The organism is Winogradskyella ursingii (assembly GCF_013403975.1).
In the GTDB taxonomy this organism is placed as follows: domain Bacteria; phylum Bacteroidota; class Bacteroidia; order Flavobacteriales; family Flavobacteriaceae; genus Winogradskyella; species Winogradskyella ursingii.
Map to the genome: position 1 here is coordinate 368,277 of NZ_JABFDH010000002.1, position 19,924 is coordinate 388,200.

General features: G+C 36.3%; 22 protein-coding genes. 6 read left to right on the forward strand and 16 right to left on the reverse strand.

Annotated features, from left to right (window positions below):
- Positions 1 to 1,950: a tetratricopeptide repeat-containing sensor histidine kinase gene (locus tag HM983_RS05365; protein ID WP_179344368.1), complete on the forward strand. Its 1,950-nt coding sequence runs from the start codon at positions 1 to 3 to the stop codon at positions 1,948 to 1,950.
- Here HM983_RS05365 and HM983_RS05370 read toward each other — a convergent pair.
- Together HM983_RS05370 and HM983_RS05375 are read right to left on the reverse strand one after the other, a co-directional pair.
- Positions 1,947 to 2,666, reverse strand: a complete 720-nt coding sequence (locus HM983_RS05370) for a DUF4412 domain-containing protein (RefSeq protein ID WP_179344369.1) — start codon at positions 2,664 to 2,666, stop codon at positions 1,947 to 1,949. The genes HM983_RS05365 and HM983_RS05370 overlap by 4 nt on opposite strands.
- 116 nt (positions 2,667 to 2,782) lie before the next feature.
- Entirely contained in the window at positions 2,783 to 3,355 is a 573-nt protein-coding gene (locus tag HM983_RS05375) for a DUF3109 family protein (protein WP_179344370.1), read from the reverse strand.
- Between the two features lie 170 nt (positions 3,356 to 3,525).
- On the opposite strand from HM983_RS05375, the gene HM983_RS05380 reads away from it, so the two are divergent.
- The 3 genes from HM983_RS05380 to HM983_RS05390 are packed head-to-tail and all read left to right on the forward strand — an operon-like array spanning position 3,526 to position 4,930.
- Complete coding sequence (locus HM983_RS05380) at positions 3,526 to 4,107, forward strand: MarC family protein (RefSeq protein WP_179344757.1); 582 nt, start codon at positions 3,526 to 3,528, stop codon at positions 4,105 to 4,107.
- Positions 4,108 to 4,118: 11 nt separating this feature from the next.
- Positions 4,119 to 4,319 carry a hypothetical protein gene (locus tag HM983_RS05385; RefSeq protein ID WP_179344371.1) on the forward strand — a complete coding sequence of 67 codons (201 nt, stop codon included), beginning with the start codon at positions 4,119 to 4,121 and terminating at the stop codon, positions 4,317 to 4,319.
- Complete coding sequence (locus HM983_RS05390) at positions 4,319 to 4,930, forward strand: FAD-dependent oxidoreductase (RefSeq protein WP_179344372.1); 612 nt, start codon at positions 4,319 to 4,321, stop codon at positions 4,928 to 4,930. Before HM983_RS05385 ends, HM983_RS05390 begins: the two co-directional genes overlap by 1 nt.
- On the opposite strand, the gene HM983_RS05395 is transcribed toward HM983_RS05390, so the two are convergent.
- The 4 genes from HM983_RS05395 to HM983_RS05410 all read right to left on the reverse strand — a co-directional run bounded on the left by HM983_RS05395 (position 4,920) and on the right by HM983_RS05410 (position 8,692).
- Complete coding sequence (locus tag HM983_RS05395; RefSeq protein WP_179344373.1) at positions 4,920 to 6,527, reverse strand: S41 family peptidase; 1,608 nt, start codon at positions 6,525 to 6,527, stop codon at positions 4,920 to 4,922. The genes HM983_RS05390 and HM983_RS05395 overlap by 11 nt on opposite strands.
- Positions 6,527 to 6,958 carry a deoxycytidylate deaminase gene (locus HM983_RS05400; protein ID WP_179344374.1) on the reverse strand — a complete coding sequence of 144 codons (432 nt, stop codon included), beginning with the start codon at positions 6,956 to 6,958 and terminating at the stop codon, positions 6,527 to 6,529. The genes HM983_RS05395 and HM983_RS05400 overlap by 1 nt, the downstream gene beginning before the upstream one ends.
- Before the next feature lie 102 nt (positions 6,959 to 7,060).
- Positions 7,061 to 7,651 (reverse strand): HupE/UreJ family protein, encoded by a 591-nt coding sequence (locus HM983_RS05405; protein WP_179344375.1) that lies wholly within the window; start codon positions 7,649 to 7,651, stop codon positions 7,061 to 7,063.
- A gap of 60 nt (positions 7,652 to 7,711) precedes the next feature.
- On the reverse strand, positions 7,712 to 8,692 hold the full coding sequence (locus HM983_RS05410; protein ID WP_179344376.1) for a LacI family DNA-binding transcriptional regulator: 981 nt from the start codon (positions 8,690 to 8,692) through the stop codon (positions 7,712 to 7,714).
- A gap of 955 nt (positions 8,693 to 9,647) precedes the next feature.
- On the opposite strand from HM983_RS05410, the gene HM983_RS05415 reads away from it, so the two are divergent.
- Together HM983_RS05415 and hemN are read left to right on the forward strand one after the other, a co-directional pair.
- Complete coding sequence (locus tag HM983_RS05415) at positions 9,648 to 10,859, forward strand: site-specific integrase (RefSeq protein ID WP_179344377.1); 1,212 nt, start codon at positions 9,648 to 9,650, stop codon at positions 10,857 to 10,859.
- Between the two features lie 371 nt (positions 10,860 to 11,230).
- Positions 11,231 to 12,607, forward strand: a complete 1,377-nt coding sequence (hemN, locus tag HM983_RS05420) for an oxygen-independent coproporphyrinogen III oxidase (RefSeq protein ID WP_179344378.1) — start codon at positions 11,231 to 11,233, stop codon at positions 12,605 to 12,607.
- Positions 12,608 to 12,666: 59 nt separating this feature from the next.
- On the opposite strand, the gene HM983_RS05425 is transcribed toward hemN, so the two are convergent.
- The 10 genes from HM983_RS05425 to ccoN form a co-directional block, all read right to left on the reverse strand.
- Positions 12,667 to 12,852 carry a hypothetical protein gene (locus HM983_RS05425; protein WP_179344379.1) on the reverse strand — a complete coding sequence of 62 codons (186 nt, stop codon included), beginning with the start codon at positions 12,850 to 12,852 and terminating at the stop codon, positions 12,667 to 12,669.
- 2 nt (positions 12,853 to 12,854) lie between these two features.
- Positions 12,855 to 13,031, reverse strand: coding sequence for a hypothetical protein (locus tag HM983_RS05430; RefSeq protein ID WP_179344380.1), 177 nt, complete (start codon positions 13,029 to 13,031; stop codon positions 12,855 to 12,857).
- 31 nt (positions 13,032 to 13,062) lie between these two features.
- Positions 13,063 to 13,770: a sulfite exporter TauE/SafE family protein gene (locus tag HM983_RS05435; RefSeq protein ID WP_179344381.1), complete on the reverse strand. Its 708-nt coding sequence runs from the start codon at positions 13,768 to 13,770 to the stop codon at positions 13,063 to 13,065.
- A gap of 2 nt (positions 13,771 to 13,772) precedes the next feature.
- On the reverse strand, positions 13,773 to 14,219 hold the full coding sequence (locus tag HM983_RS05440) for a FixH family protein (protein ID WP_179344382.1): 447 nt from the start codon (positions 14,217 to 14,219) through the stop codon (positions 13,773 to 13,775).
- Between the two features lie 200 nt (positions 14,220 to 14,419).
- A complete protein-coding gene (gene ccoG, locus HM983_RS05445) occupies positions 14,420 to 15,838 on the reverse strand; it encodes a cytochrome c oxidase accessory protein CcoG (protein ID WP_179344383.1) in 1,419 nt (472 codons plus the stop codon).
- Positions 15,838 to 16,215, reverse strand: a complete 378-nt coding sequence (locus tag HM983_RS05450) for a group III truncated hemoglobin (RefSeq protein WP_179344384.1) — start codon at positions 16,213 to 16,215, stop codon at positions 15,838 to 15,840. The genes ccoG and HM983_RS05450 overlap by 1 nt, the downstream gene beginning before the upstream one ends.
- Positions 16,212 to 16,514 carry a cupin domain-containing protein gene (locus HM983_RS05455; protein ID WP_246277467.1) on the reverse strand — a complete coding sequence of 101 codons (303 nt, stop codon included), beginning with the start codon at positions 16,512 to 16,514 and terminating at the stop codon, positions 16,212 to 16,214. The genes HM983_RS05450 and HM983_RS05455 overlap by 4 nt, the downstream gene beginning before the upstream one ends.
- Positions 16,515 to 16,539: 25 nt before the next feature.
- Entirely contained in the window at positions 16,540 to 17,523 is a 984-nt protein-coding gene (locus tag HM983_RS05460; protein ID WP_179344385.1) for a cbb3-type cytochrome c oxidase N-terminal domain-containing protein, read from the reverse strand.
- Entirely contained in the window at positions 17,520 to 17,714 is a 195-nt protein-coding gene (locus tag HM983_RS05465; RefSeq protein ID WP_179344386.1) for a CcoQ/FixQ family Cbb3-type cytochrome c oxidase assembly chaperone, read from the reverse strand. Before HM983_RS05465 ends, HM983_RS05460 begins: the two co-directional genes overlap by 4 nt.
- Before the next feature lie 2 nt (positions 17,715 to 17,716).
- Entirely contained in the window at positions 17,717 to 19,921 is a 2,205-nt protein-coding gene (ccoN, locus tag HM983_RS05470) for a cytochrome-c oxidase, cbb3-type subunit I (RefSeq protein ID WP_179344387.1), read from the reverse strand.
- Positions 19,922 to 19,924 lie beyond the last annotated feature (3 nt).

The window sequence follows — 19,924 nt, forward strand, 5'->3', positions numbered from 1 at the left end:
ATGCGTTGCTTAAATTTAAAATCCATCATCAAATTATCTACACTGTATTTATATTTGATACTTTGTTATTTTTCTTCAGAAATAAACGCGCAATCTTCTGATTTTAAAGTCTTGGCCGAAAAAATTAGTAGGGACCAGCCTATATCTTATAATTTAATAGATTCCACATTAAACGCCTTTAAAAGAGATAGCTTAAAAATGAAGGTCTTTTTGGACGCTTCTAAAAAAAACGCTTATAAAGAAGGTGCTAGTTATGCCTTAAATGCGCTTGGTGTTATTCAAAGAAATATATCTAACTACGAAAAATCTATTGAGCTGCATCAAAAAGCAAATTCTTATGCCGACCAAGCTGATAATGACGAACTGAGAATTATAAGCTTGAACATGATTGGTGTGGCATACCGAAGAATGGATATTATTAAACCAGCATTAGATTACCATACAGAAGCTTTGGATATTGCCTATTCCGTTTCAGATCCATCTGAAATCGTTACGTATAACATCGCCGTTTCACAAAATAGCATTGGTAATATTTATCTCGCTTTGCAACAATACGATTTGGCCATTACACAATTCAATAAATCGCTTAAAATTGAAAGTCAATCTAGCAACAAACTTGGATTGGCCATAAACTATCACAACATTGGTTATGCAGAAGAGGCCAAAGGCAATTTGGACGCAGCACTTGCTAATTACGAGACATCTTTAGACTACAATAATGCTATAGATTCTGAAATAGGAAGAGTAATTTGCGAAAATAGTATTGGTGGTATTTACATTAAAAAAGAACAGTTTGCCAAAGCTGAACCAATTATAAAACGAGCATTAGAAAAAGCCTTAAAATTAGGTGATCAGTTTTATATTTCTTCATCTTATATCAATCTTGGACAGTTGGAGATTGGCTTGAATAGATGGTCGGCTGCAGAAAGAAATCTTAAAAAAGCATTAGAAGTAGCTGAGGCATATAATCTCAATTCTTCAATTGCAGAATCTAAAAAACTTTTAGCCCAAGTAAGTGAACAAAAGAATGATTATAAAACTGCCTTACAGCAGTACCAGGAAGCCGTAGCTATAGAGAGCACTATTCTTACAGAACAAAACCTTCAATATGTTAATGATATCGTTATCTCTTATGAGAATGAAATCAAGAATAATCAAATTGAGGCCTTGGCTTTAGAAAATGAAGCTGTAAACATGAGGTTAGAGCGCAATAGAAAAATCTTATTGTATTCCTTATTTGCTTTGGTCATATTTATTGCCTCATTTATCATCATCAACCGCACAAGAGCATTGCGTCACGAGAAACAAATCTTATTGCTAGAGCAGGATATGATGCGAAGCCAAATGAATCCTCATTTTATCTTTAACTCGCTTAATTCCATTAAGCTTTATATTATTAATAACGAAAAGGAAAATGCAGTTTACTATTTGAATAAATTTTCAAAACTAATCCGAAAGATTTTAATTGCTTCAAAAGAAAAAGAGACATCGCTGAGCGATGAATTGGAAACTATGCAACTCTACATGAATATTGAAAACATACGCTTTTCTAATGAAATTGAATTTGAAGTGAACATAGACAACACCATTAATACAGAAGTGGTTAAAGTTCCGTCGTTAATTCTTCAACCATTTTTAGAAAATGCCCTTTGGCACGGACTTTCTGCCAAGCCTGAGGACAAAAAAATCACCCTTAACGTATTTAAAAATTCTAATGATTACATCACTATAGAGATTATAGATAATGGCATAGGTCGTATTGCATCAAGCAGAATAAAGGCTAACAAAAAACTAAAACGAAAGTCTGTTGGCATAGAACTCACTAAAGCGCGTCTGGCCAATTTCTCAAAAGGTTTTTCCAACACATACAGTCTTTTGATTATGGACTTATACAGTAAAGACGAACCTATTGGTACCAACGTAACTTTGCGTATCCCAACAAAATCCTAGTTGCCAATAAATGCACCCATCATTGAGCCGTACTTGGTCGTATCGATGGACAAATCCGCAGCTTCAACCTTTGTACATTCCATGGTCATGTTGTTTTTTGACTTCTTTTTATCCTCGTAAATCATTTCCATCATCAACCCACCCTCTGCATATTTTTTCATTATTGCAGGATTAAATCCTTTGGGCATATTTTTTATGTTAGAACCAAATATCTGGTTGAAACTTACAGGAACATCATTTGTGATATAAAAAGTAATCTTTTGTTTATCATTTTCACTTACATAACCTTCACACTCATAACCAAGTATCGTTTTAGAATCAATTTCTTTGAAATTATAATCAGACATATCCTCTTCTTTTCCCATAAAATCTGATGCCTTTATATTGTTTTTCTGCACCACTTTTTTACCCATCATTTCCATAAACATTGCTGAGACATCTAGTTTAGTGTCCATAACCATAAACATTTTAGCGTCATCTTTACCTTTGGCCATTGCTTGCGCATCAAAACCAAAATATTGAGCATCTTGTTTTAGATAATAATCTAAAGTAAAATCGTCTTTTTTATGGGTCATTTTAAGTTGATAGTGGTAATCAAATTCATAGGTGTCCGGTAGTTCCACCTTATTGGCTTTACCAAATTGCGCAAATGCACCATGCGTTAAAAAGAAACAAAGTGTAAACGCGAGGATTTTTGTGTATTTAAAAGTTGTCATGACAAGAAGATTTTAAAAATTAATGCTTTAATATAAGCTTTAAAAACTTCAATAACTGCACTTTATGTATAATTGGTTGTAAAAAATGTATAGTTTGAAAATTACCTCGGCTTAGACTAAGAATGCTTAATATTTTCCGCCACCTTTTCCAATTCAATATACCAATCCTCACCGAATTTTCTAATCAAAGCTTCTTTCACAAATTTGTAAACTGGTACTTGAAGCTCTTTTCCGAGCGTGCAAGCATCATCGCATATCTCCCACTTATCGTAATTTACAGCTGAAAATTCGCTGTAATCCTTTACCCTAATTGGGTATAAGTGACAAGACACTGGTTTTTTCCAATCAATCTCACCTTGATTGTAAGCTTCCTCAATACCACAGAGTGCTGTTTTTTTATTGTCATAAATGACGTAGGCACAATCTGCACCGTTAATAAGTGGTGTTTCCAAATCGCCAAAGGCGGTGGTTACAGATGTACCTCGCTGTTCAATAGCTTCAACACCTTCTTTTCTTAAAAATGGTTTAACTTTTGGGTAGATCTTTTTTAAGATGTCTACTTCGGCTTTTTCTAAAGGTGCACCAGCATCGCCATCTACACAACAAGCTCCCTTACAAGCAGATAGGTTACAGACAAAATCCTTTTCGATAATGTCTTCTGATATTAAAGTTTTTCCGAGTTGAAACATGACGCAAAAATAGCTTTTTAAGTGGTAAATGCAACTTAAGTTTAGGATAGGTTAAAACAGAATAACCCAAGCATGAATTAGACTCTTTTCACTTACAAAGTTATTACTAATTTAATACTGAAAATCCTCAATTAAATCGCACCTTTGCAAAAATTATGATAATCAACGTTATGCAACTCAATTTCAAGGAAATATTTACAGCATTTATGGTACTTTTTGCGGTCATCGATATCGTAGGCAACATACCAATTATTATAGATTTACGTAAAAAGGCAGGACATATTCAAAGTGAAAAGGCATCTATTATTGCTGGAGTAATTATGGTCGTCTTTTTGTTTTTAGGAAAAAGTTTGCTCAACCTCATAGGCATTGACGTGAATTCTTTTGCGGTAGCAGGTGCATTTATTCTCTTTTTTATAGCTTTAGAAATGATTTTGGGAGTTACACTTTACAAAGATGATGGAATGGGTGGCATGACAGCATCGGTTTTTCCTTTAGCATTTCCACTTATTGCTGGTCCAGGAAGTTTAACTACATTACTATCGCTTCGTGCTGAATTTGCCACAGAAAATATTATCGTTGCTATTATAAGTAATGTTGTGGTAATTTATATTGTACTCAAAACTTCTCACCGAATTGAAAAAGTCTTAGGTGCCAATGGAATTAACATTATAAGAAAAGTTTTTGGTGTAGTTTTGTTAGCAATTGCCGTTAAATTGTTCGCCACCAACATAAAGGCACTGTTTATTTAAAATATTTTATTATGAAAATCTTCACTATAATTTTATCTGTAGTCGCAGCAGCACTAATTATTTTTAATGCGACACAATTAAATTTTGATGCTCTACTTGAAGGCAGAAGCTTTACAGCCCTACTGACCATTCTTTCAGCGGCTTGTGCTGTTATTCTACTTCAGATTTTAAGAATTTCTAAGAAAATCGAAAAACTACAAAAGCGTCGCTAATGGATTTTGATGTTTTAATAATTGGTGGTGGAGCCGCTGGATTGTCTTGCGCATTGGTTTTAGGGTCTGCGAAAGAACGCGCTTATGTAAATGACAAAAACATTGGGATTATCGCACATCAAAAAACGTCACACCTCCAGAATGCATTATTTAATAATGTTTTAGGATTGGATTCTGGAACCCTTGGTACTGATATTTTAGCAAAAGGAAGGACTCAACTTAATGATTTATACCCTCACGTGCACCAAATTGAAAAAGAGAAAGTAAAATCTATTGAGAAAGAAGGTAAAGACTATCGCATAACAACAAACAAAAACACATATTCTTCAAATATGGTTGTAATTGCAGTGGGATATACAAGTTTAATAACAATAAATGGTTTAGAAGATTATATTGAACCACATCCAAGAGCTGCGTTAGAAAAAAACAGAATCTGGCTTAAAAATGTTGACCATTTGGTGGATAAAAATTTGTACGTTGCTGGCACCTTGGCAGGATGGCGGAGTCAATATGCTATAGCTTGTGGCAGTGGCGCCCATGTTGCCACTGATATTTTAACAGTTTGGAATGATGGCAAGCACACTAAAGTTCACGATAAAGTTACTGCTTAAAATCGGATTGTTCTTGACTTAATAGAACCACTTCCTGCACCATAATATCTTCCTTATTAATGATTTCCTCAAAGGCATTGTCATCAAATAATTGGCGTGCTAAGGTAGCTTTAATAAGTCGTCTAATTTCATCATTATAAGCCACAAAAGTAATGTTGACACGCTCTCTAGCATTCACATAATCCTGAAACCGGACGACAATATCGTCGCTTACTTCAAAATTATTAATAAAATCATATTTTGAAATACTTTGGTAAATGCTTCTATCTTTATCAAGTTCTTCAAACACAAAAAACCCAAAATGACCTCGCCGTCTTAAATAATTGATGGTTTCATTTTCAATAAGTTTATCGACTGGTACAAATACATCAGGAATTATCCCTCCACCACCATATACAATTTTACCTTTTGGTGTTGTAAATTTTAAGGAATCATCAACCACTATATTTTCCGAATCTGATAACTCGCCTGTTCTCAGCCTTTTGTAATAATCATTATGATAGGCTGTACTATTTCCGTTGTCGTATGGCCTTTGGATGGATCTGCCTGTTGGTGTATAATAACGAGACACAGTTAGACGAACCGCACTGCCATCACCTAATGCCATTTCACGCTGTACAAGACCTTTGCCATAAGAACGTCTCCCAACAATAATTCCTTTGTCATTATCTTGAAGTGCCCCTGCAATAACTTCACTCGCCGAAGCAGAGTTTTCATTAATTAGAATAAAAATTTCACCATCTTCAAAATCACCTCTTCTAGTGGCGAACGTTTTCTCCTCACGACCTTTTTTGTCTCTAGTGAACAAAATGAGTTTATCATCTTCTAAAAATTCATCAGCTATTTGTTCTGCAATACCAAGAAATCCACCAGGATTATCGCGTAGATCTAAGGCTAATTTTGTAGCTCCAAGTTCTTGCAATTCGTCCAGAGCGTCTTTAAATTCTTTGAAAGTAGATTCAGCAAAACGGTTAATTTTTATATATCCCAAATCATCCGTTAGCATATAAGAGGCATCCACACTTTTTATTGGTATGGATTGACGTTTTATTTCAAATTCTAATAAGTCGTCTTCTCCTCTTCTATAAACAGTAAGCTTTACCTTGCTCTTTTCGTCCCCTTTAAGTTTGCTGGTAATATCATTATTGCTCACCTCATTTCCGTAAAGCGTATCTCCATCTGCCATTAATATTCGGTCACCACTCAAAATTCCAGCGCGCTCACTTGGTCCGCCTTCAGTTGGTCTAATTACAGCTATGGTATCTTTATATGGGTAGAAGTTAATGCCAATTCCGACAAAATCGCCCTTCATATTTTCTGTAATACGTTCTAGGTCTGCCTTTGGGATATAAGTACTATGAGGATCTAGATTATCTAAAATCCCGTTAACTGTTACATCGACAATACTGTCAGTATTGACATCGTCCACATATTCGTAATCGATGTAATCTATGAGCCTGTTGATTTTATCCTTTTTGCTATTGGTAGTAAAAAGATTGTCCGAAGTATCAGTGAAATTCATTTTTCCGCCAATGACAACTCCAGCTGCAATTGCAACTCCAATAATTAATGGTATGTACTTGTTTTTTGTTGCCATTAAGCGTCTAAATCTTCAATAAGGTCAATTTTTATGCCTGCTTTTTTTAAAAAATCTATTCCTGAGGCATCTTTATAATCTTTGGAATAAACGACTCTTACAATACCTGCTTGATGTATTAGTTTACTACATTCCTTACATGGTGATAAAGTAATGTACAGAGTTGCCCCTTTACAAGATTGCGTTGAGGATGCTACTTTTAAAATGGCATTGGCCTCAGCATGAAGCACATACCATTTAGTGTAACCCTCGTCATCTTCGCAATAATTTTCAAAACCAGTTGGTGTACCATTGTAACCATCTGAAATTATCATTCTATCCTTAACAATAAGCGCGCCAACCTGTTTTCTTTTACAATGGGATAGTTTTCCCCATTCTTGTGCAATTCTTAAATAAGCTTTATCGTAACGTAATTGTTTTTTCTTTGACATTTAGAAATAGTAAGGCACTAATATAATGATAGTAACGAAGATAATTGGATAGTATTTTATAATCAATTAGCTACAAGTTAAAGTTTTACCAAACTTTGGTGGCTACCTTAACATTTCGCTATGAATAAGCATTGGGATGACCAAGCCTATAACTACAGCAGACAATACCATAACCCAGTCTCTTCTTGAAAATCTGAATAGTGTTTGGAACAAGAAACCTATAAATAGCACCACAAATACAATGATGATCTGCGCAATTTCTATTCCCAAGGCAAACTCAACTAAAAGCAAAAGCTTGCTGTCTGATGCACCCGCGAACATTATAAATTCTCTTGCAAAACCCAATCCATGAATAAGACCAAAGAACAATGCTGTAAAAAACAACAATCCAATTTTGGTATTTTTTTCCTTTTTACCAGCTGTAAATACATTGTAAATAGCGGTTATTAAAATGGTAAGCGGAATGAGAAATTCGACCAAGGAAGCATTGACTCTAACAACGTCATAAGCAGATAACACAAGTGAAATGGTATGGCCAATTGTGAAAACAGTAACTAATAGAAGTACGCGTTTCCAGTCTTTAAACACATATGGAACTGATAATACCACAAGAAATAATAGGTGGTCGTAGGCATTGAAGTCCAAGACATGATTAATGCCGTATTGTACATTGAACCAAAAATTCTCTAACATGATAAATTTATTTGGGATAAGCCAAAGTTACGACTAAAAACTATTTCTTAGAAAGAAAACCTAAGATGTTTCTCTATGATCCAAAGTAGAATTGATAACGACACGTTTAGGCTTTAAAGTATTATCCTTAAGTTTATCTATGAGAATATGAGCAGCAGTTTTTCCGATATCTATACCGTGTTGATTGACAGTAGTTAATCGCGGACTCACATTTTCGGCAAGTTTGTCGCTAGCAAAACCAACGATACTTATATCTTTAGGGAATTTCATTTTGAGATTATTAGCAACCTTTAAAGACAATAATGCTGCATCTTCATCCAACGCAATAATAGCATCAACTTTTTTTGAACTTAACAAAGTACTTATTTCGCTAAATAAATTTTCGACTTCAGATTCTATTACCATTGCCTTTTGCGATTGACCTATGGCGTCAAGATATCCCTCTTTACGAGATTTGCCGACACTTAAGTTGAATATGGAAGACACTAAGACTATACCCTTTCTTTTCTCTCCCATGAGCTGTTTGGTTAGGTTAGAAACGACCGTTTTATCATCTACCAAAACCTTGTCAAACTGATTATTTTTAAGAACTCTATCAAAAAATACGATTGGTTTTTTCTTCTCTAATAAATTCTGAAAATGTTGCGTGTCTTGTTTGACTTGTGTTTCTTCCGCAACAGCTACAATAAATCCATCCACAACGCCATTGGACAAAGTGTTTATCATTGAAGCCTCTTTTTCTTGAGACTCCTTACTAATTGAAATAATGATGTTATAATTATGGCTATTTAGTACTTCTTCAATACCAATAATGACTTTCGCAAAGAAATTATTCTGAATACTAGGCACAACTACACCAACCGTTCTTGTACGACCTGTTTTAAGATTAACTGCGATATTATTGGGTTGATAATGGTATAGTTTGGCTAATTCTGTAATACGTCGCTTGGTTTTTTCACCAATTTCAGGACTATCATTTAATGCTTTTGAAACAGTAGATATTGAAACATCAGAGATTTTAGCCAATTCTTTTAAAGTCATTTTTAGGGTTTGAATTTTAATTATTAAAGTTAAGCTGAAATAATTAGAATCGCTAATTAATTTGTTTCAAGCCAAAAAAACGATAATTTTTAAAATCTTTATAAACCCTACAATTCAAAAATTATTTTCAATTATGATATCCACACGAGTTGGATTCAACCCTTTTATCCTAAAATTATCTAATACCTATTTAATTCTATTACCTATAAACACATGGTAAAACTGAATGCTAATCACACCTCTGATAGTATTTTGAATTCTGATTCAAAACTCGTACTTGAGAAGTGATCCATTTTTGAAACGCTATTGAACCTTAGTTATTTTTCTGTTTTTGTACAATTACCTTTAAATTAAAAAATGAAAGATGAAAAAATAAGACCAATGAGCCTGTTGGAATTTTATCTCCTAAAATTTTATGAACCAAATAGCATCGGTATTTACAATATGTTGGGCAATAACCACAGTCCCGTTTAATACTCATTATTAATATGGTTTAGGCACATCTTGTGCACCATCCTAATGGTGCTAAATCACAATAAAGTCCTAGGAATGTTTATCAAAAAGCAGTTGTGATGAAGGGCAGATCCTTTTTCAATCTATGAATCCTATTGTGCTAGTTTTAGGGTTTCTGAACGATTGGGCACCCGTTTTAAATCTGGCTCGAACCGCATTGGCTTTAGAACAGTAGCCACTATCAATATTTTAAAATAAAATAATCCCAGTTTAAAAACTGGGATTATTTAGTACTCAAGGTGGGAATCGAACCCACACTCCCGAAAGAACTGGATTTTGAATCCAACGTATTTGATATTAAATTTTGCTAAATACACTTATAATCAACTGATTAATAAATATTTAATTTTTAATGATTTCATTTGATATGGTCTAAAATCAATAAATGTTGTACCTATGTTGTACCAAAAATGATTATCTTTATAATCTAAAATTAAGCGGTATGGCCTCAAATGCAAAAATAGTTATAAGAAAGAAACCAAATAAAGAAGGACTTTATCCTTTGGCAATCCGTATAACCAAGAACCGTCGCTCAACATATCACTATGTTGGTCATTACATTGATTTAAAAGATTGGGATGAGAAGAACTTACGTGTTAGAAAATCCCATACTAATGCTGACAGATTAAATAATTTAATTTCCACCAAGCTATTAGAGGCCAACAAAACACTAATAGATTTACAGTCCGATAAGAAAGATTTCTCTGCAAATCAAATAAAAGAAGAGCTCTATTCAGAGTCAAAATCGAGTACTTTTTATGAAGTTGCAAACGATTTTCTTTCCGAACTTGAATCTAACAAAAAACTCTCCCAACTGTCTACAGATAAGGCTCGCGTAAACCACGTCATAAACTTTAATAAGTCAAAGCAGTTGACCTTTCAAGAAATAGACGAATCCTTTTTGAGAAAATTCAGGATTTATTTAAAAAAATTAAATCTCTCGGAAAGGTCAGTCGTCAACAATCTCGTTGTTATAAGAACAATTTACAACAGGGCTATAAAAATGGGCATTGTTGACAGAAAATTTTATCCATTTGGCGCTGGTAAGATTAGGATTAAATTTCCTGAAACTGAAAAAATAGGATTGACCAAGAAAGACATAAAGTCATTTGAATCTGCTAAAAATCTTACTGAAAATGAAACTCACGCACGGAACGTATGGTTATTCAGTTTCTATTTTGCAGGTATCAGAGCTGCCGATTTGCTTAAAATCAAATGGTCAGATATTTATGACGATAGACTTCACTACCGTATGAATAAAAATTCCAAATTATTATCTCTCAAAATACCAGAAAAGGTCTTCCCGATTTTAGAATATTACAAACCTGAGAAGCAGAACAATGACGATTTTGTCTTTCCAGAAATGAAAAAGGCAGATTTCAAGGATGCACAAGATGTGTATGCCAAAACGAAAACAGCTACTAAAAAATTCAATAAATATTTAATAGGGGTTGCTAAGAAAGCAAAAGTTACCAAAAAGGTAACTATGCATATCGCTCGACATAGCTTTGGTCATATTTCAGAAGACAAGATTCCGATTAAAATGCTTCAAAAACTCTACAGACATTCATCGGTCACTACTACAATAAAATACCAAGCCAACTTCATCCACAAGGATGCTGATGATGCTTTGGATAGTGTCGTAAATTTTTAGATTAAGATATAGTTTTCCTAAACTGACAAAAGTCATAAAATACCCTGTACATCAAAGCTAATTTTGTCCTGTAATATTAAAATAACAGGTATGACAGGTTTAGCAAGATTAGAAAAAGATTTTACAGACAATGTAATGGGATATTCGGCATTAGGTATAGTGTTATCTACGTGTCTGGGGTCTATCGCAATTTTCCAAATACTCAATTTTGGTCACGGATTATTAAATATGGCGCTTGTTCTTGTATGTGTTAGCATTTGTACAATGCATAACGCAGCGATATTGACGGTACAAAAGCCATCTATGATATTTAAACTTTTAATGGCCAGCACAATCATTAACGGTCTTGTAATCCTAACGAGCCTTTTTATATGAAACGTGACGCCTATTTAGTTTCAAAATACAACGTTCCAGGCCCACGATATACCAGCTATCCCACAGTTCCTTATTGGGATAGGGATAGCTTTTCGGTTTCGGGCTGGAAAGAGAGTTTGACACAGGGATTACGCTTTCGCGAAAGCGGAAAACGACCAAGTATCAGCTTGTACATACACCTGCCATTTTGTGAGAGTATGTGTACCTTTTGTGGATGCACCAAGCGCATCACAAAGAATCATTTGGTTGAAAAACCGTATATCCAAGCATTACTGAAAGAATTAACAATGTATGCGGAAATTATTGGTCATAAACCGTTAATACAGCAATTGCATCTTGGCGGTGGTACACCAACGTTCTTTTCTGCCGAAAATCTTGAAGACCTCTTAATCGGCATTTTCAAGATTGCAGATATGGCTGAAGAAGTTGAATTTAGTTTTGAAGGCCATCCCAATAATACCACACGGGAACACCTCAAAATGTTCAATCGCAATGGATTTAAAAGAGTCTGTTATGGGGTGCAGGATTATAACGAGACTGTGCAAAAGGCCATCAATCGTATTCAGCCTTTTGAAAATGTAGAACGTGCTACGATAGATGCACGTGCAACCGGATTTACATCGGTAGGCCACGATATTATATTTGGGCTTCCATTTCAAACGCAGGACGATGTGATTAATACCGTCAACAAGACCATAGAATTGATGCCAGACCGCATTGCGTTTTACAGCTATGCACACGTGCCTTGGATAAAAGGAAATGGTCAGCGTGGTTATAGCGAAGAGCATTTACCATCGCCAAAACAGAAACGGTTACAATATGAAATAGGAAAAAAAATTTTGTTGCAGGCAGGCTATGTTGAAATCGGGATGGATCATTTTGCACTTAAAACCGATGACTTATATAGCGCCCAACAAAATGGTAATATCCACCGTAATTTTATGGGCTATACGTCCTCGAAGACTGATGTTATGATTGGCCTGGGTGTTTCTGCCATTGGTGACAGTTGGTATGGTTTTGCACAGAATGTAAAAACTTTAAAAGAATATTATGACTGCTTGCGCAACAATAATCTGCCTGTAATGCGTGGTCATATACTAAATGATGAAGACCTTGTCATACGCCAGCATATTCTAAATTTGATGTGTAATTTTGAAACATCTTGGAACGTTGAATCAATGCAAATTTCAGAAATTGGGGACATCCTCTTAAAACTTTCAGAAATGCAATTGGACGGATTGATTGAAATTTCAGAAAACAAGTTAAAAGTCACTGAATCGGGCAAACCTTATGTTCGAAATGTATGCTTACCTTTCGATTTACGTTTACAGCGTAAGAAGCCAGAAACTAAATTATTCTCAATGACTGTTTAAAATACAAAAAATTCATTGTTCGGAAAGCCCGCTTGAATATAGTTGTTCTTGCGGGTTTTCTATTTTCTTTTTTCAATATCCTCATTACGAATGCGCTCATTGCGGCGTTTACGGTCCTTTGCCTTTCTTATTTTATAAATTAAAAATACCGCAATGGCTATCACTACAATGCCATAAAGGCTATAAGCCACCCAGCCGTCTGTCCAACGACCTATATCTTGAAGTAAAATCTGTGTTGTTCTCATCGTTATCTATTTATGATAGTATCATTTTCAGGATCTTCGTTACTTTCGTTTTTGATATTTTGATTGCTACGGGTAAGGTTATAAATAACTGCAACAAGTACAATACATACAACTGCAAATACGCCAATTATTATTGTGCCTAATCCCCAATTCACAAGTGGCAAGAAGAGTGAGTTCATAATTTTATAGTTTTTTTGGTTATTCTTTGTTTTAATGACACAAATGGTTGTTCGATACTTTTTCAATGGCTACCATATTTGAAGGTGACACGTAGGGTATTCCCAACCCAAGTCCTCTTAATATAAAAAGCACACCAACGATAATTACAAACACAGGTATTGCCTTTAAAATACGTTGTTTGAACGTGGTATTTAAAAAATTGCCCAAATAGGTCGCAGTCGTCATCAAGGGAATCGTTCCTAACCCAAAAAACACCATATACAAACCACCTTCCCACGCGCCACCAACTGCTACGCTACCAAAAACTGCCATATAGACCAATCCACAGGGCAAGAAACCGTTTAAAAAACCAATGGTAAAAAAACTATCCATTGATTTTCGCTTGAGCTCTGCACCCAAAGCACTTTTTACTTTCCCGACCCATTTGTACATAAATCGAGAACCATTGTATTTACTGAATACTTTTGAAGGTAATATGATTGCCAAAATCATCAACACACCTATCACAATGGATATATGTTGTTGAAAGCCAAACAAATCCAACCGTCTTCCCAAAAAGCCAAAAAGCACCCCAATGGTTCCATACGTAAGTAGTCGCCCAACGTGATAGCTAAATATTTGCAACACTCGCTTTACTGGATTATTCCTATCTACCGGAAGTAGAAAGGCAATAGGGCCACACATTCCTACACAATGGAAACTGCCTAATAATCCGAATATGAGTGCGGTGATTAACATCGTTAATAGGTTATTTCTTTTTTGAAGCGGTATTTCTTCCCTTCGTATTCCCAATCTATGGTAATGTTCCAGCGACCGTCCAGCAAGCGATTGTCAGGTATGAGCAAATTAGGATCTGTGAGTTCCAGTGGAAGTTCAAAATCCAGTTGCTTGTTAGACGGTCTGTATAGGAACACTTTTCCTTTTATTTTTTGTGGCTCAAATTCTTCAGGAAATTGAAGTAAATAACCCATATCATTTTTAATTCCAGTAATCTGTTTTTCCATAGCAGCGGTGTTTTGTTGTGCATAAATATTGTCCTGCAATTCCATTTCTTTTTGGTAATAGCCTTCTGTAACCAAATCGTGTTCCAAGTTATTATCCGTCGTCATACGGTACACCAGAAATAAGATAAAGCCTATAAAAAGCGCCATCCCGATGACCAATCCCGTTCCCCAATTTATTTTCATAACCTTTAATTTTTATTTTTTAAAACTTGTTGTACATCCATCTTCTTCATTTTCTCGACCATTAGTTTTGCTTGACACGTTAGGTTGCCACCTGGTTTTCCATTTTGACAGCCGTTGCAGCAGTCGCTTTTGTGTTGGTTTTTCATATCTTATATTTGCTATTGAATTCCGAGTTTCATTCAACCCAGGCTTCAACCTTATTAGTAACTTCTTGGTCCGAGAAAAGCTGTTCGAGTCGTTTCTATCTGTTCTTCACCGCTAAATACGCCTATGACCACTTTATCCTTATCGCCGCTCAAAGCACTCGCATTTACCTCAATAAAAAGTGTGCCTTCGGCAAAATCGCCTGCTGGCACGGTAAAGGTTTCGTGGCTCACTATTTTAATCTTGCCATTGTGGGATAAAAGTTTAAAACGTACATCCTCAATGTCATTATTGGTTTTATTGACCAGTTTATAGGTGTACACATTGCTGATTATATTATCTGCTTTTCGTTCATATAACTGACCTGGCAATCGTAGAATATCTGCTTCCACATCGTTGCGCAGAAATAGCATTCCTACTAATACAGCTGTTAGAATTCCAAGAACCACGGTGTAGCCTTTAAGGCGTGGTGTGAATTCAAACTTGGTCTTCTTTTCTATATTTTCTTCGCTGGCATAGCGTATCAAACCTTTGGGCAGGTCCACGGCTTCCATTATGTTGTTACAGGCATCGATACAGGCGGTGCAATTCACACATTCCATTTGTGTTCCGTTGCGTATATCAATTCCTGTAGGACAAACGTGTACACATTGAAAACAATCGATACAATCACCTTTACCCGAGGCTACTCGGTCTTCTTTTTTATTGAACTTTGCACGACCCTTTTCTTTTTCACCACGCTTATGGTCATAAGCAACCACAATACTTTTATTATCCAGCAGCACGCCTTGCAATCTTCCGTAAGGACAGACAATGATGCAAACTTGTTCTCTAAACCACGCAAACACAAAGTAGAATACACCTGTAAAAATGATAAGCGAAATTAGCGTGCTCATATGTTCCATCGGGCCATCTGTGATATAGCGTATCAGGCGGTCACTACCTATTAAGTATGCCAAAAACACGTTGGCAATCAAAAACGAAATCACAAAAAAGACAAACCACTTTAAAGAGCGTTTGAGAATCTTTTCCCTGTTCCACGGCATTTTAGCCAGTCGCATTTGTTTGCCACGGTCGCCATCTATCCAGTATTCTATCCGGCGGAACACCATTTCCATAAAAATGGTCTGCGGGCATACCCAACCACAAAATAAACGTCCAAAGGCGACGGTAAACAGGATGACGAATAACACGCCAACCAACATAACCATCACAAAAATGTAGAAATCCTGTGGCCAGAACGGTAGACCAAAAATATTGAACCTTCGTTCCAATACATTAAAGAGCAAAAACTGATGACCGTTAATTTTTACGAAGGGTGCAGCAAACAGAAAAATGAGAAGCACGTAACTCACATACTTGCGATACTCGTACCATTTGCCCACAGGCATTTTTGGAAATACCCACGCTCGCTTTCCTTCTTCATTGAGCGTACCTATGGTATCTCTAAAATTATCTTTACCCTGTTCTGCCATTAGTTTGCGTAACTCTCAATTTTATGAAGCATCAATCCAGCTATATTCTTACCTCGTTGCTTCGCTTCTGTGGCTGTGATGCCTTCAAAATGCTCATCTATAATTGTATTCCACAATTTTAACCAATGGTCAAACTGTTTTTTACTCATTTCTGTCTTTTTGCTCAATTGGATATGTTTTACCATCGGATTTCCCTTAAAGCTCATCTTGCCCAGCAATACGGTTTCCCAGAAGCTGTACATTTTAGGCAGATGTAGAATCCAATCTACCGCAGCAACATCATTAAAGATGTAGCCTATAGTTTTATCTGCTTTTACTTTATCATAGAAGCTATTGACCAATAATTCTATATCATTCCTTGTTTCTATATCTTTCATTTCTTTTCATTCAAGAACAATAGGAATATAGCGTCATCCCAAGCCACAACGCTATGTTTCACATTCATTGGGATATCATAACTTTCGAAACGAGCAAAACGTTTACTTTCCATTTCTGTATTAAAATCTATTTCGCCTTGTACCACAAGTAATTTTGCTTTGCAAGGCGCAACGTGCTCTGCAAGTTCCACACCACGCCTTAAACCTATGGCCATTATTTTCGTTCCGTTTTCATCAAGTATTTTTTTAATAACGGGACGGTCGCTTACCTTTAGATTTTGTGCTACTTCGGTCATCATCTTTCTACATTTTAAGGTTTCAAAATCAATTTATACTATCATTAACTACATCGCCAGTTACGGGCTGGTCTTCTATAATCACTTGTACTTTTGTACTATCTATTACTTTTACGTCCACTTCTTCAATAGGTGCAAGTGGGTCCATCCATATTTCGCCTTCGGGTTCTTTAGCATCGGCTGGGTTGGTACCGTGTAGACTTAAAATATAACTTGCAACCTGTGCCATTTCGGAAGGTTTCAGTTCAGATTTCCAAGCAATCATTCCTTTTCCAGCACGTCCACCTTCAGAAATGGTCTTGAAGACATTTTTAATTCCACCACCTAAAATCCAATGGTCATCCGTTAAATTCGGCCCGATACCACCGCCACCACTTGCTTTATGACAGGCAACACAGTTTCCTGTAAATATGGTCTCGCCCGCTTTTAGGTCGCCTGCATCTGTCAATAATTCCACGGTATTAAAATCTACCAAATCCTTTGCTGTTTTTTTGTATTCTTCGATTTCTATCTTTGCTTCAGCAACAGCTATCTGATATTCCTCATCTTGATTTATTCCATCAAAAATGTGGTAGCGCGCCATATATACAATAGCAAAAATGATGGTTGCATAAAAGCCATATACCCACCACGGCGGTAGTTTATTATCCAATTCGCGGATGCCATCATAATTATGATCTAATACTATTTCGCCTTCCTGTTCAATAGGCTTGCTACCTAACAGTTTCTTATACGTGTCTTTAAACCACTTGAATTGATTTGCCTTTTCTACAGCTCTTTTCTCATCATACTTTGCTTGTGCTTCAGGCTTTAAAGTTCTATAGAGAACGTTTTCAAGCGCAGCGACACAAATTTCGGCTGCGGTGTAGGCTAATATTATAAACCCTAAAAATGCCCATAGCCAAGGTTGCTCTATAAAAATCGATGCTTCGCCCGTAGTGCCAATCCAATTCAGGAAAAAATACCCACAGATTGAGAATCCCAGTATTCTTAATATTGCTGCTGTCTTCATAGGGTTTCTTCGTTTTCGTTATTATCTAATTCTAACGGTATGTTGCTCACTTCTGCGATGTGCGCTTTCTTGGCGGTAAATACCCACCAGAAAAGCACTACAAAAAAGATGAAGAAAATGAGTAGGGAAATCATTGGGTAAATTTCTACACCATCTATATTTTCCAAGTTGCCTTTTATATATTTCAACATAACTATTGGTTTTGGTTTGTGGTTACTTCTTCTTTTGTTTTAATCTTGATATCTGTACCCAGACGTTGTAGGTATGCTATAAGAGCTACTACTTCACGGTCACGCATCTCAACAAACTCTTCTCCGTTTTCTTCAGCATATTTCTTGTTGGCCTCGTAAGAGCTTACAAAATCAGGATCTGTATATAAGTTCTTTTCGATTTGAGTTCCTTGTTCGTCCATCCATTGTTGTGCCCGTTCTATCTCTTCCATTGTGTAAGGCACACCCAAAGAAACCATTGCTTCCATTTTATCTTCAGTCTGTGATTTATCAAGTTCGTTATTAATAAGCCATTTATACGATGGCATTATTGAACCGGAACTTGTGCTCTGTGGGTCATAAAAATGATTTAAGTGCCAGTTATCACTATATTTTTGACCCACCCGCATTAAATCCGGACCTGTTCGTTTACTTCCCCATAGGAAAGGGTGGTCATATACATATTCCCCAGATTTTGAATATTCGCCATAGCGTTCCACTTCACTTCGGAAGGGTCTCACCATCTGTGAATGACAGGATACACAACCTTCACGGATGTAAATATCACGTCCTTCTAATTCTAAAGGTGTATATGGTTTTACGGTTGAAATTACTGGAACGTACTCATCCACCATCAATGAAGGAACAATCTGAACGATACCACCTATTAAAATGGCTATCGTAGCGAAAATTGTTAATTTTACGGGTCGTCTTTCTAACCAAGTATGGTAGCCTTCCATAGCAGTACGTTTTTTGGTTACGCGTTGTAACGGTGCAGCTTCGGCAAGTTCATCTGTTACTTTGCTGCCTTGACGTACCGTCATAATTACATTATAAAGCATTATGAATGAACCCAAGATAAACAAACTACCACCTATGGCACGCATCCAATACATAGGTATGATTTCGTTTAATGTTTCCAAGAAATTTCCGTAGGTCAACGTTCCATCTGGATTGAACTGTTTCCACATAGAAGCCTGTACAAATCCAGCTACATACATAGGCAGCGCATACATAATAATACCCAGCGTTCCTACCCAGAAATGGGCGTTGGCAAGTTTTGTTGACCATAATTTGGTTTTGAACAATTTTGGCACGAGATAATAAATCATACCAAAGGTCAAAAATCCGTTCCAGCCCAATGCACCAACGTGTACGTGTGCAATAATCCAATCGCTAAAGTGCGCAATGGCGTTTACGTTTTTAAGCGACAGCATAGGTCCTTCAAAAGTGGCCATACCGTAGCAGGTAATCGCCACGACCATAAATTTAAGAACAGGGTCTGTACGTACTTTATCCCACGCGCCACGTAAAGTCAACAGTCCGTTTATCATTCCGCCCCAAGAAGGTGCGAGTAGCATTATGGAAAATGCAACCCCTAAATTCTGTGCCCAATCTGGCAACGAAGAATATAATAAGTGGTGCGGTCCAGCCCAGATATAAATAAAAATAAGCGACCAAAAGTGTACGATGGACAGTCGATAAGAATACACCGGTCTATTGGCCGCTTTGGGTACAAAATAATACATCAATCCGAGGAATGGTGTTGTCAAGAAAAACGCTACGGCATTATGTCCATACCACCATTGTACCAAGGCATCCTGTACACCTGCATACACTGAATAACTTTTTAATGCTGAAACAGGAATTTCAATACTATTCACAATATGTAACACAGCAACCGTTACAAAAGTTCCTAAATAAAACCAAATCGCAACATATAAATGGCGCTGTCTTCGCTTGAGTATTGTACCTATCAAATTGGCACCAAAAGCCACCCAAATAAGTGCTATGGCAATATCAAAAGGCCATTCCAGCTCGGCATATTCTTTTGAAGTAGTGTAGCCTAAGGGCAATGTGATTGCAGCGCCTACGATAATGGCTTGCCAGCCCCAAAAATTCAGGTTGCTCAACCAATCTTTCCACATACGTGCTTTAAGCAATCGTTGCGTAGAATAATAAACACCTGCAAAAATAGCGTTGCCCACAAAGGCAAATATTACAGCGTTGGTGTGCAAGGGTCGCAAACGACCAAAGCTTAACCACGAAATACCGTCTGTTACGTTAGGAAATAAAAACATAAAGGCGAGCAGTAGTCCTACGCTCATCCCGATAATACCCCAAAAAATGGTGGCATTTACAAACTTTTTTACGATTTTATTGTCGTAGTAGAATTGTTCTGTTTGCATAAT